17 protein-coding genes are annotated in these 12,569 nt (G+C 38.2%); 1 reads left to right on the top strand and 16 read right to left on the bottom strand.

The features are described 5' to 3' along the window. Positions 1-12 precede the first annotated feature (12 nt). The 16 genes from I4V44_RS04975 to I4V44_RS05050 all read right to left on the bottom strand — a co-directional run bounded on the left by I4V44_RS04975 (position 13) and on the right by I4V44_RS05050 (position 11,154). Positions 13-423 carry a peptide deformylase gene (locus I4V44_RS04975; RefSeq protein WP_196002430.1) on the bottom strand — a complete coding sequence of 137 codons (411 nt, stop codon included), beginning with the start codon at positions 421-423 and terminating at the stop codon, positions 13-15. 56 nt (positions 424-479) lie between these two features. Beyond that, positions 480-803 carry a hypothetical protein gene (locus tag I4V44_RS04980; RefSeq protein ID WP_330610586.1) on the bottom strand — a complete coding sequence of 108 codons (324 nt, stop codon included), beginning with the start codon at positions 801-803 and terminating at the stop codon, positions 480-482. Positions 804-1,053: 250 nt separating this feature from the next. Next, a complete protein-coding gene (locus I4V44_RS04985) occupies positions 1,054-1,215 on the bottom strand; it encodes a hypothetical protein (RefSeq protein ID WP_182449079.1) in 162 nt (53 codons plus the stop codon). 17 nt (positions 1,216-1,232) lie between these two features. Further along, entirely contained in the window at positions 1,233-1,640 is a 408-nt protein-coding gene (locus I4V44_RS04990) for an arsenate reductase ArsC (protein WP_118576052.1), read from the bottom strand. Next, positions 1,633-2,322: a DUF5714 domain-containing protein gene (locus I4V44_RS04995; protein ID WP_330610587.1), complete on the bottom strand. Its 690-nt coding sequence runs from the start codon at positions 2,320-2,322 to the stop codon at positions 1,633-1,635. Before I4V44_RS04995 ends, I4V44_RS04990 begins: the two co-directional genes overlap by 8 nt. 3 nt (positions 2,323-2,325) lie before the next feature. Then, complete coding sequence (locus I4V44_RS05000) at positions 2,326-2,595, bottom strand: ArsR/SmtB family transcription factor (protein WP_055201525.1); 270 nt, start codon at positions 2,593-2,595, stop codon at positions 2,326-2,328. A 141-nt stretch (positions 2,596-2,736) separates the two neighbouring features. Then, positions 2,737-2,961 (bottom strand): hypothetical protein, encoded by a 225-nt coding sequence (locus I4V44_RS05005; protein WP_196002431.1) that lies wholly within the window; start codon positions 2,959-2,961, stop codon positions 2,737-2,739. Between the two features lie 29 nt (positions 2,962-2,990). Further along, positions 2,991-3,395 (bottom strand): (deoxy)nucleoside triphosphate pyrophosphohydrolase, encoded by a 405-nt coding sequence (locus tag I4V44_RS05010; protein ID WP_019163307.1) that lies wholly within the window; start codon positions 3,393-3,395, stop codon positions 2,991-2,993. A gap of 21 nt (positions 3,396-3,416) precedes the next feature. Next, the gene (locus I4V44_RS05015; protein WP_196002432.1) at positions 3,417-3,566 is read right to left on the bottom strand and encodes a hypothetical protein; all 150 of its coding nucleotides are present in this window, start codon (positions 3,564-3,566) and stop codon (positions 3,417-3,419) included. Between the two features lie 63 nt (positions 3,567-3,629). Further along, the gene (locus I4V44_RS05020) at positions 3,630-6,791 is read right to left on the bottom strand and encodes a DEAD/DEAH box helicase (protein WP_196002433.1); all 3,162 of its coding nucleotides are present in this window, start codon (positions 6,789-6,791) and stop codon (positions 3,630-3,632) included. Between the two features lie 464 nt (positions 6,792-7,255). Then, positions 7,256-7,618 carry a YccF domain-containing protein gene (locus I4V44_RS05025; protein WP_008704887.1) on the bottom strand — a complete coding sequence of 121 codons (363 nt, stop codon included), beginning with the start codon at positions 7,616-7,618 and terminating at the stop codon, positions 7,256-7,258. A gap of 25 nt (positions 7,619-7,643) precedes the next feature. Beyond that, the gene (locus I4V44_RS05030) at positions 7,644-7,862 is read right to left on the bottom strand and encodes an aspartate dehydrogenase (RefSeq protein WP_118512505.1); all 219 of its coding nucleotides are present in this window, start codon (positions 7,860-7,862) and stop codon (positions 7,644-7,646) included. 45 nt (positions 7,863-7,907) lie between these two features. Then, on the bottom strand, positions 7,908-8,378 hold the full coding sequence (locus I4V44_RS05035) for an LURP-one-related/scramblase family protein (protein ID WP_118588036.1): 471 nt from the start codon (positions 8,376-8,378) through the stop codon (positions 7,908-7,910). A 390-nt stretch (positions 8,379-8,768) separates the two neighbouring features. Beyond that, positions 8,769-10,097: an IS200/IS605 family accessory protein TnpB-related protein gene (locus I4V44_RS05040; RefSeq protein WP_118759581.1), complete on the bottom strand. Its 1,329-nt coding sequence runs from the start codon at positions 10,095-10,097 to the stop codon at positions 8,769-8,771. A gap of 30 nt (positions 10,098-10,127) precedes the next feature. Further along, positions 10,128-10,571, bottom strand: coding sequence for an IS200/IS605 family transposase (gene tnpA / locus I4V44_RS05045; protein ID WP_118611099.1), 444 nt, complete (start codon positions 10,569-10,571; stop codon positions 10,128-10,130). 223 nt (positions 10,572-10,794) lie between these two features. Continuing rightward, positions 10,795-11,154 carry a helix-turn-helix domain-containing protein gene (locus I4V44_RS05050; protein ID WP_025581321.1) on the bottom strand — a complete coding sequence of 120 codons (360 nt, stop codon included), beginning with the start codon at positions 11,152-11,154 and terminating at the stop codon, positions 10,795-10,797. Between the two features lie 140 nt (positions 11,155-11,294). On the opposite strand from I4V44_RS05050, the gene I4V44_RS05055 reads away from it, so the two are divergent. Further along, the gene (locus I4V44_RS05055) at positions 11,295-12,491 is read left to right on the top strand and encodes an ATP-binding protein (protein ID WP_008704894.1); all 1,197 of its coding nucleotides are present in this window, start codon (positions 11,295-11,297) and stop codon (positions 12,489-12,491) included. Positions 12,492-12,569: the final 78 nt, after the last annotated feature.

The raw sequence follows: 12,569 nt of genomic DNA on the forward strand, positions 1-12,569 counted from the left end.
ATCCGCATTCGATTATATGATCTTCCCAGACAAATGATCAATTTCATGTTGACAGATCTGCGCCGTCCATCCAAACAGTTTCTGGCGCTGTTTTTTCCAATTGAAGTCATAATACTCTACTTCAATTTCCTGGTATCTGGTCGTCTTACGAACACCATCCAGGGACAGACAGCCTTCTTCTGTCTCATACATATCATGCTTTGAAACAATCACCGGGTTAAACATAACAACATCTATAAATCCCATATTCACAATGATGATATTCTTCCTTACACCAATCATATTTGCAGCCATACCAACGCACCGTTCCCGGTTCGCCTGCAGTGTGTCTTGCAGATCCTTCCCAACCTGGATATCAGCTTTTGTGGCCGGCTCGGATGGCTGGCCTAAAAAGAAAATGTCTCTTACTATTTGCTTTACCATTTATTTTCTCCTGTATTTAATTTCTAATTCTTATTTATCCTGACCGGAAATCTTTCTCATCGACTCAAAATTAGTTTTACAGCATCAATCAGATCCTCACTGAATCCTTCAAGTTCATTCATCGTTATTACTTTATCTCTGACAAAATACGCAATATCCCATAATGCTGTCGACTTACGAAGTTCGATCAAAACACCTGGATGTTTCTTATCCTGTTTTATTCGCTTTTCAAGTTCCCAAAAATGATCCGAAGCGTTTCCCGGGGATGTAAGCAATTCAACATATTCCTTGATGAGCTGCTCCATATAATGTTCCTGCCAGTCTGAAACACGCTCACGATATAACTTCCAATCAGCTTTTGATATTTCCATAATTTCCATAGTCCTCCTCAAGTGTCAACCTTTAAGAATTATTCATATTGTTATGTAGCTTTTGGTAAGTTTTTCACTTTCAATATCACCTCAAGTATAACATAGATATAACCCCTGTAGTGCATGAAATACTTTTTCTGCTCATAAATCACCTTTTTCTACCATTATCCTCATTATTTATCTGATCTTTATAATCAGTCCGTTTCAAAAATCAAACTCATCCGGATCCAATCCTGCATCTTCCAGCGCTTCTCTTCTTTCATCCGGATCCATAAATTCCAAGACTGGAAGTGGTTACCCACCTTCCGGACATTCGTCCCAGAACAGAAATCCTACCGGAATACTTGCAGACAAATAAAGAAAGCAGCTCATCTTCCTTTGTCACAGTAAGTCCTGTGTCATAAAGCTGATAAGCTGCCATTTTGTTCTGCAAGTATTCTATTTGTTCTCGCTCAATCTTTTCTTTAACTCAAAGATATTCTCCTCAATCCGCTGTATCACAGCCTTAAAATCATCGTCTGATTTCCCCGTTGGATCATCAATTCCCCAGTTATCATCAAATGCCCTTCCAATAAAAGGACATCCCACATTACAGCCCATTGATATTGCGATATCAACATCTGGGATATCAGTAATCAGCTTACTATACTGACCATTTGCTTCCATGTCTATTCCATAAATCTCTTTCATGACACGAACGGCATCCTGATTAATCTGAGGCTTTGTCTCTGTTCCTGCCGAATAACTTTCAAATATATCTGATGCCAGATGTTTTCCCAATGCCTCTGCTATCTGACTACGACATGAATTATGAACACAGATAAATGCGATTTTTTTCTTATTCATGAAATGGGCACCTCTCCTTAATACATTGATTGTTCTTATCAAAATGAATACACTTTATAACAGGTTTTTCCATTTGTATATTGAAATTCTCTGCCACATAGTCAATCGCTGAGATTATGGCCATATAAGAATCTCTTTTACAACATCTTGGTCCACCAATGCTCCCGATTGCGTCAAGTGCCTTGGAAGTCATTTTATTAGCCAGACCCCAAGGTTCATTTTTAAGTGGAGTCGCTCCTGAGATTATTGATATAAACATTCCTGTGCTAATTCCAGCACCACAAGCACCCCAGAATCCACATGCGCCACCCGGAACAGCTTTTCCTCGATTCATCATTTCAAGTAGCGCTTCCGGCAAATCAATCTCACCACCTGCATTTTTATATGCAACAAGGAGCGCTGAACCAACCATAACATGATGCTCTGGTCCATGCATATGGCAGAATGGCTGCGCCATCATTCTTCTTATAATTTCTACTGGATTCTTAGATGTTTCACTAAGACATATTTCTATAATTGCATCCATTCCTTTTGTATGACATTCATTACATACATAATGGCCCTGCTCGCACCTAGTCTTACTTAATTCCTTTTTATGACATAGTACGCACTCCATCATTTCATCTTTTTCAAGATATATAAGTGGTACTTTACATATAATACATTCTTCTTTCATTTTCATTTCCTACCTTCCCAAAGCTTCAATAAATGAACTTGCCTCTCTTATTACTTTTTTATTCAGAGAATAATGATGCCATTTGCCTTCCTTACAATCATTTACAAGCCCACAGTCGACCAATATTTTCATGTGATGTGATAAAGTAGGCTGCGTGATATCGAATTTATCCAGAATCTTACATCCACATTTTTCTCCGTCTGACAGCATCTGAACAATCTCCAGCCTATTTGTATCCGATAATGCTTTACATATCAGTATCATATCTCTTGTTTCCATTTTTGCCACCTCACATAGACTTTTGTCTATGTGTTAATTTATCATACGCATAGATACTTGTCAATGTATATTTATTGAATAAGAGTTATATACGGACTTTCCAAAAACAACGACAATCAATAACGTTTAACGGCACTCCCATCAATTCGGAAGTGCCGCTTTTTCCAACTTATTATTTACATCAAGGCAAACCTTATCCCCTTCATTAATGTTACATTCATAGAGCATGGCATCCTCTGCTTTTATCCTTATTTCTTCGCCTGAAGAATTCATAAGCGTCACTATTGCCATGACTGGCATGCCTTTCGGTCGCTCTTCACAACCGAAGTCCAGGTCTTCATCAATTCGTTTTACTGTGTATATCATAACAATTCCTCTGAAAATAATATTAAAAATCAGTTCTCCATGTTCCTTCGAATTTTCTCTATCAAAGTTACATCTGCCGGTAACCAGGCAACGCTGTCCAGTTGATCCTTCGTAAGCCATTTTGCAGCTTCCGCTTCTTTTAGTTCCAGGTGACCGGCTGTGACCTCTGCCCAGAAGCAATCCATGGAAAGGTGAAAGGTGGGATAATCATACTCTATAGTGTCAATCAAATCCCCTACCTTAATTTCTGTATCCAGTTCTTCCATGATTTCTCGCTTTAATGCTTCCTGAGGTGTTTCACCTGCTTCAATTTTTCCTCCAGGAAACTCCCAGCCACCTTTCAGCTCACCGTAACCACGAGCCGTTGCAAAAATTTTATTCTTTTCTTTCATATTATCACAGATAACTGCTGCAACTACTTTTATCGTCTTCATCTTTTTCGTACCTCAAATCATTTATGTTGTAATATTTGACTGTAAATACCGTAATAAATCTTCTCTCACCGGATGCTGTATTTTCATCGTTACTTTCGTGATCGGCTGCATACGTCCGCGATTATCTTCTTTCCGGGCATTTCTGGCTTCCACCACAGTGAATTGTCCCATGGGAGACTGCGTTGGTATTTGTCAAGAGAGTACACACGTCTTTTTATTTCTAATCACATAGAATTACAAAGCAATGCTCTTGTTTGCCTTTGGCAGCATATCCGCAGGAATCGAATTATGCAGCTTCCATACGAAACTGACAGGTCTCTCTCCTTCATGCTTTACATAATCTGCATTTCCTAAAAAAGTATATGGTGCTGTATATGAACCAATCCTTTTAAATTCACGAACAAATAATGATATGATATCACCTGTATTCTTGTGATTAATATATCTCTGTATTTTTGCACTCGCTTGCCTATCCTGACTTTGGCTTTGCCAATGAAAGAGCTTATCGTTAATTGCATAATCCTCATACATAGTAGATGGAGAGAAATCTTTCTCTGATTTGTTCAGATTAATAAAAAAGATATCTGTTTTTTTATCTTCAAAACGTTTTACACCTTCTCTGAATTCCGGTGATTCTGTCTCTGTAAATAATCCAAATGCAGCCATAATCTGATTTGTGTTATAACGGCAGTGTAAATCCAGAGGACAAAGATAAGAGTATTCATTTCTCCCAGCAACAAAACTGATATGCTTACGATTGTATTTCAAAATCTGCAGAACTTCATCTCTTACAAAAGTTTCCTTTAGGACTGACTCAATTCCTTCATCGATACTTTGGAAACCGCATTTAGCCGGATTCTTTTTATAAAATGTATAATAAAGCATATTTCGCATGATGCGTTCTTCTTCGCTATTTGCAACTTTATTACCGTCAATATATCTGATCCAATAATCCAGTAGTCTGGCTGAGTTCACATGGAAAAATCCGGTCATCATACTGTAAATTTTATCATCTACATCTCTGTCATCTTCAATAATGCCTGCCCACTTTTTTAAGCGGAACAAAGATCTGGCACCTGTATTCTGATAGAAATCATACAGAGACATATTATATTCCAGCAAAAAGTTTTCCAGATTAAGCGGTAATCCGGTATCTTCTTCAAAGGTTCTCACCATTTCAATCAGTGCTCTTTTGTTATTATCTGTCTGCTTCAGGTTCTCCAGAATATATTCTTTTGCATACTTTTCAAGTTCGATATAGCAACCTCTTGGCAGATTGCTGAATCCATCCTCCACCTGTTTGCGAATGGATTTTCGGCCTTTCCCTACAATTGCCTCAAATTTCATTGCAAAATTATACTTTTTGTTTGCCTGTCCAATAAAATCAAGAACCGTAAGGCAATCTTTCCCTGGACTTAAACGTAACCCTCGTCCTAGCTGCTGTAAAAATACAGTCGCACTTTCTGTTGGCCTCAAGAATAAGACGGTGTCTATAGCCGGGATATCCACGCCCTCATTATACAAATCCACAACGAAAATAAAGTTTATCTTTCCACTTAACAAATCTGTTTTTGCATCATTTCGAATATCATCTGCACTTTTCGAAGATAATGCAATGGACGGGATTCCTTTATCATTAAAATATTTCGCCATGTAATTTGCGTGAGCAACACTGACACAAAATCCAAGACCTTTCACAGACGAAATATCTGTCACATATTTTTTCACACTGTTTAAAATCAAAGCGCAACGTCTTGTATCTGCCGTATATACTTTTTCCAGCTCTGACACATCATATTTACCACGCGTCCATTTGAAATTCCTATAATCTGTGTCATCTGTTACACCAAAATACTGAAAAGAACTTAACAGATTTCGATCAATCGCTTCACCCAACAGTAATTTTGAAGCAATACGTCCATCAAAATATTTCAGGATATCCTTACCATCCATTCGGTCAGGAGTAGCAGTCAATCCTAATAGAATCTTCGGCTCATAGTATGCCAGTAATTCCTGATAAGAATCAGCTGCTGCATGGTGGAATTCATCCACTATGATAAAGTCATAATAGTCCTTGCTTGTCCACTGAGAAAGCTTTGCAGAATTGAATGACTGGATACTGATAAACAGATGCTCAATATCCGTTGGTTTATAACCATCTACGTACAACTCACCAAAATTAAAGTCATTCAAAACTTCCTGGAATTTCTGAATGCTTTGTTCGAGAATCTCCTTTCTGTGAGCCACAAATAACAAGCGTGCTCTTGGGTTCTTCTCCTTAAAAGCTTTATAATCAAATGCCGCAATAATTGTTTTTCCAACACCTGTCGCTGCAGAAACCAGATTACGATAATGTCCGTATACTTCTCGTTCTGCAGCAAGATTATCCAAAATTTCCTGCTGATATGCATATGGTCGAATCGAAACCTGAAGACTACGTTTTGACTTTCTATCAAATGTAGCCCTCGTTAATTCTTTTTTCAGCTTTTCATGACAGTCTGGGTTTTCAGGGTCAAAGGTTTCAAAAGAGGCATCATTCCAGTAGCTCTCAAAGGAAACCGAAAACTTTTTCACAATATCAAATGACTCTTTCTCAGTCACCTTCACATTCCACTCCAATCCCCCAGTCAAAGCTGGATTTGAAAGATTTGATGAGCCAATATATGCAGTTGAAAATCCAGTGTCTCTTTTAAACAAATAAGATTTTGCATGCATACGTGCATGATTCGTTTCATAATTAATCTTCACTTCCGTATTTGGAAGCTCTGCAAGAGCAACAATCGCTTTATAATCTGTAGCCTGTGTATAAGTCGTTGCAATCACACGTAAACGAACACCCTCTCGTTTCGTGAATGCAGTCAATTCCACAAGAAGTGGACGTATTGCACTCCACTTAATAAATGAAACTAAAAGATCAATAGAATCAGAGGACAAGATTTCTTTCTTCAATTCCGAAAGCATACTTGGCTCATTTTTAGATCCTGTAAACAAGGCATTCTCTACAATTGACGTTTCCGGATGCACAGCTTTGATTGTATTAATGCTTCTTGCTGAATTCATTTTTTCATATAATGAGGTCAATACTTCTCCTTTTTCAAGAATGATATTATCCTCAAATTCAGGTTCATTCGTATGCTCTGCTATTTCCTGAACGATTTCATTACATAAGCGAATTTGTGCCAGTAACGATTCATTTTCTTTAGATGACGGGAAACTGTCTCTTAAATATTGCAAAGCCTGATTTATGACATATGATATGTATATGGTAAGAATACGTCTTGCATCCTCTCCATCAAGTTTTTCTAATTCTATATCATATTTTTCACGATCAAGCTGCTGCAGTTCTTTATTTATTCTCGTATTAACAATCTGTTCGTATATCCCATTTTTTAACATTAAACCCATCTCCTTGTTATGTATCATTCCTATTTACAATAATGTAAGTCAGAATATACTGTTATTATTAATTATACTACACAGACTCATAATTCGGTGGGAAAACTTTCCGGAAGCAATTCTTCGAAATACATATAATTATAAGGAAAATTCATAATGCTTTCTTCCACTCTTCTGTTCGTGGCTCTGCTGTTTTCTTGTTTCTACTTCAATCTGCTTTGCAGCAAGTGCTTGTAATACACTTGTCATAAATAAGATTCTGGAATTTCAGCTTGTTCTAACAATTTTTCGCTTTGATAGGCATTCTTCGTAAATCCAATATGTTAAATAAAAACGCCAGTAGAATACTCCACTGACGCCTTACAAATACTATTGTTTTTTCTTATTATGTATTAATAACTTTACTTATGATTCCCAATAGCATTTGAATCATTCTCTCAAATGACTCCTTAAATTTTTGTATTCTACCCTATCACACTGGCACCAAATGGCATGAAAGAAAGTCTTGCCATCTTGAAAAACTGCTTTCCAAACGGAATTCCAACTATCGTAATACACCATATACAACCAACTATCAGATTTCCAAGCGCCATTTCCCAACCAAAAAATACAATCCATATGAGATTTACCAAGAATGAAAACATACCATTTCCATACACGATTTCTTTTCCAAACGGCCAGAATGCCAACGTTGCAAATTTAAAGCATTGCAGGCCTACCGGAATTCCAATAATTGTAATACACCATATGCATCCTGCAAAAACCCATGCCAGTCCACCCAGCAATCCTCCAAATATAAACCAAAGGATATTACCTATAGTTCTCATGACAACACCTCTCCTTATCCAATGTCTAATATTCTTTTGCAATTTTCTCTGTTATCTCATATATTTCTTTGAATTTTTCTAAGTCCTCCGGCGATCTAATCAGCATGATTTCTTCTATTTTTCCAGTCCGTATATCTTTGAATCCTGCTACTTCTTCTCCGGTACAAATGCTTGCACGAATAACAGGTTTCATATGTTCTCGGTCATATGTTTTTTTCACGATTTTCTTTTTGAATAATCCCATTCTACCTCCCCATCTCCGAATATCTTTGACAACAAAATCAACTATTTAATTCCTGGAACATTTTTCTGCATCAATCGCAAGTACAAACATCAGAGCATCCAACGCATTTCCTGTATCCGGCACATCAATAACATATGTATCAGTCATATGAAACAATTCTTTACTAACCCGTGAAATTGAATAACCGCTTCGATCAAGAATGCTATAATCCCATTCCATAATTGTTCCATCAATATGCCATCCATTATAATCAATATTATAATGTGGTGTCAGGAATGAGAATTCTTTGCTTAAGCATCCGATATAACTGCCGTTTTTATAAATTTCAAATTTAGGAAGGAAGGTAAGAACTTTCTGAACAACCATTCCTACTTCATTTCCATAAGCATCATAAATTGCAAGTTTATGTCCCCAGGACAACTGGCCCTTTACTACATAAACAGTGTTGCCTGCTTCATCATAGATATCATAGCTGTCAAACCATGAAAACAGCCTTTGTTTAAATAATAGCTTCATAACTTTTCACCGCTCTCTCCAACAAACATAATAGGTTCTTTATAAGTACCATAATACCATGCCAGAACGCCTAAAAAAACATGTAAATCGAAGAATTAACCCATCTTATTTCACAGATTATGATAAAACATATCTTTCCAACGCCACCTTTCTGGTTTACTACAAATATAACGCTACGCTTGAAATGGATCTTTTTTATAGAAAATAATTTGTGAATTAAAAACTTTATCCTCACACGACTGAAGTCGCGTGCTTCCAGACACTTTAGGCGTCAGACTAAATATCGGCGGATACGCCTGTAACTTAGGCCAGCGCAGTTATGCGCATTTTTCCATGCCAGATATGGCAGGTTCCCACATTGCAGGTAGTCCACTGTATATCTGCCTGCATTTATGCTGCCTTTAAGATTTCCATTTGTAAATGAAGTTCTTTCAGATCTGCATAAACACATGAGGTTCTACGCTTTACCGGAGGGACTTTTGCCTCCAGCAAAGACCTTTCCGTTACCGGAAGGGATTTTAAAAGTTCTCTGATAAAATATCTTGCTCCGATATTATACGATGCCGACAGGTCACAGTTATATCTTTTTCCTGTCTGGAATACACAAAGACTGTGATTTTTCAGGTCACGGGACACACTTCCGGAGCCATCGTATGCAAGCCTGCTCGTATTCCATGCGCAGACTCTGGATACCCGCATTCCTTTTCTGTGTGCCTGATGCTCACAGCGTTTCTGGATATCCCGTTTTCTCCACAGATGCAGTTTCTGTTTTTTCTTTCCGGATATCTTTCCCTGCATTTCCAGATACTCGAATACGATCACATCTGCATGGTTCTCTTCTGCATTTTTTACGATCGCACCTGCAATTTTTCTTCCCAGCTCTATGTTCAGGCGTTTCGTATATGCCCATCTTCCCCGTGACTGCGCAGAGCTGTGTTCCCTCTGGAATCTTCGGATCCGGCCCAGTGTGCGGTACATCCGGTCTTTTTCACTGGGATGATTGATAAATTTTCTCCCCAGGACAGTTCCGTCTGCCCGCATAATGGTACAGACCGCATCGGTATTGATTCCCAAGTCCACACTACAGATAATCTGTTCTTTTACCGGTGTCTTCGTAAGTGTCACTTCTTCCGTATAAGAAAAACGCAGGAAATATTTATGGTGCCTTTTCTCCAGTGTCGGGGCTGATGCCTTTTTCCCCGACCAGTTCCTGCGCAGATATTCCATATCTGTGTGATTTAAACGCACACAAAACCATTTCCAGTCATGACCATCATACAGTTTCAGGTATGCTTCGTCTTTTCCTTCTTTTTCCTCTCTGTACATGACATCACGATAAAAAACAGGCATGGCATGATTCTCATACGCCAGTCTGGGTTTCCCTGCTTTTTCTCCTGACTTTTCCCACAGATCCATCCGTGTTTCGTAAGAAGATACACTTCCCAATGCATGCTGGATTGCGGCTCGCCTCAGGTAGGACGGCATCTTCGGAAAGCGAAGATCAAAATCAAAGCGTGCAGGATTCTTTTTTGTAGTATGCACCAGATGCTCTGCAGCATTAAACCGCCTTTTGGCATCCGGTATCTCTGCCAGTTCTTCCCACACCTGCTCATATATTTCTGTCAGGTAACAGACCGCAGACCGGTAGATTTCCAGTGTCTGGCGGACTGGGATATTCTGTTTTCGTAATTCTACGCCATAGCTGGATACGGTCTGCATCTCTTTTCCTCCAACAAATCATTTCTTCTGTCAGGCTTTTTTCTTTTCTTTTTCCTTTTGTCCTTCGATGTAGGCAAGCACCTGGTCTCTGCTCCTGTCACTGACCGTTATGGCACAGTAAGACGGATTCCACAGATGCCCACCCCACAGTTCCTTTTTTAACTCCGGATGCGCAAGAAACATCTGGCGTGCAAGATTTCCTTTCATGATCTTGATCATATCTGAAATATAAAACTGAGGTTTACAGTCCACAAGCAGATGGATATGATCCGGCATCACCTCCATTGCCAGGATCTGAAATTTATATTCTTCTGCAAGATTCTGTAACATTTCTTTGCATTCTGTATCGATTCCGTTTTTTAAAACCTTTTTTCTGTATTTTGTACACCAGACAAGATGATACTGCAAGGAATAGACATATCCCCTACCATATGAAAGTTTGTTTTTATCTATATTAAATATATCTTTTCCCATATAAATATTATACCATATGTATTGGTTTATGTAAACATTTGTTCTATTGTTTTGTAAAAAAATTTGCGCGTCTAACTCATCACTGGAAGTAACGAGAATGCGACGCGCAGTTATTCAATTTGAGTTATTCTGAATACCCCCTCTGTCAAGCTCTGTAAAGCTCTGAAAGTTAGCTGGTTGTTTGCTCCAGCTAATAATTAAGGAACATGAAAAGGATGCCATATTATTGCATGCTCCTTTCCAAATCTCTTTGTTCCATCCAGTCCTCAAATTCATCCCGACGGATCCTAACCCGACTGCCAACTTTTATTACCGTAAACTTTCCTTTATCCGCCCATTTGTTGATCATGCTTCTGCTGACCTTTGCCAGATAGGAAGCTTCATCAAAAGTAAGATACTTTATATTTCCATTGCTTCCCCGTATTCCGGTTTGTGATAATTTCTTCCGCCGGAAATTAGCCAGAGCAATATTCTGTTCCTGTGCAAGTTCTTCATAATGCTCAGAGCATGTTTTACAGTGGTCAAAAGCAAATTTTTTTACTTTTTTTCTGAAATTAAGTAAAGAATCGGGTTGCCTATACATAGTTTTCACTTTCAAAAAATAAAAAAATTTGTGTTTTTGAAAGCGACATCTTGCATATACTATTAGCAGACAGTATACTAAGTACAACAAAGCGGTTTCGAAAAATGAAAAAACTTCAATTTTTGAAAGTGGGTGACTAAATGAAAACAATCACGAGAGCAAAATATCTCGATAGAATCATTGAACTGAATGGCACTCCTGACATCAAGATCATCACGGGTATTCGTCGATCTGGTAAGTCTAAACTGATGCAGGCATATATTGCGTATCTGAAAAACAACTTTGAAAACATCAATATTATCTTCATTGACTTCATGGATTTAGCATATGAAGAAATCAAGGAATACCATGCCTTACACTCCTATGTGGAAGAACATTATCAGGAAGGCAAAACGAACTACCTGTTTGTAGACGAGGTTCAGATGTGTCCCAAGTTTGAGCTGGCAATCAACAGCCTGTACTCTAAGGGAAAATACGACATCTATGTAACAGGCTCTAATGCTTTCCTGTTGAGTGCGGATCTGGCAACTCTGTTTACCGGACGCTATATTGAAATTCATGTGTTTCCTTTCAGCTTCCAGGAATATTGCCAATATTATGATGATATCAGTGACAAAGATAAGCTCTTTGATGAGTACGCTATCAAGGGCGGTTTAGCAGGTTCCTATGCTTATAGAACCGAAAAAGACAGAACAAACTATATCAAAGAGGTCTACGAAACTATTGTTACAAGGGATTTGGTACAGAAATATAATCTCCCTGACACTTTGGTTTTACAACGTCTGAGCGAGTTCCTTATGGATAATATCAGCAACCTGACTTCTCCTAATAAGATCAGTCAGCTACTGACAGCAAATGAAACTCCAACCAATCATGTAACCGTCGGCAAATACATTAAGTATTTGTGCAATGCTTTTGTATTTTATGATATTAAGAGATACGACATCCGAGGTAAGAAATACCTTGAAAGCTCTGAAAAGTTCTATTTGTGTGACAGCGGTATTCGATATGCAATACTGGGGAGCAGAAATATGGATTATGGCAGAGTATATGAAAACATCGTATGCATCGAGCTTCTTCGCCGTGGATATGATGTTTATGTCGGCAAGCTTTATCAAAAGGAAATCGACTTTGTTGCTCAGAGAGGTAGCGAGAAGTTTTATATTCAGGTCAGCGACAACATTTCCGGGCAGGAAACATTTGAGAGAGAACGCTCTCCTCTGCTTCAGATTCGAGATGCTTATCCGAAAATGATTATTGCCAGAACCAAACATCCCCAATATAGCTATGAAGGAATCCAAATTCACGATATAACCGATTGGTTACTACAAGAATAAATAAGGCGAAATATCTCCGTCATTCTCTTTTGAAATGTTGGATACTTTGCAATAATACAGTAACCATAGATACTGATT

This window comes from Blautia sp. 1001283B150304_161114_C9 (assembly GCF_015668165.1).
GTDB lineage: Bacteria > Bacillota > Clostridia > Lachnospirales > Lachnospiraceae > Blautia_A > Blautia_A wexlerae.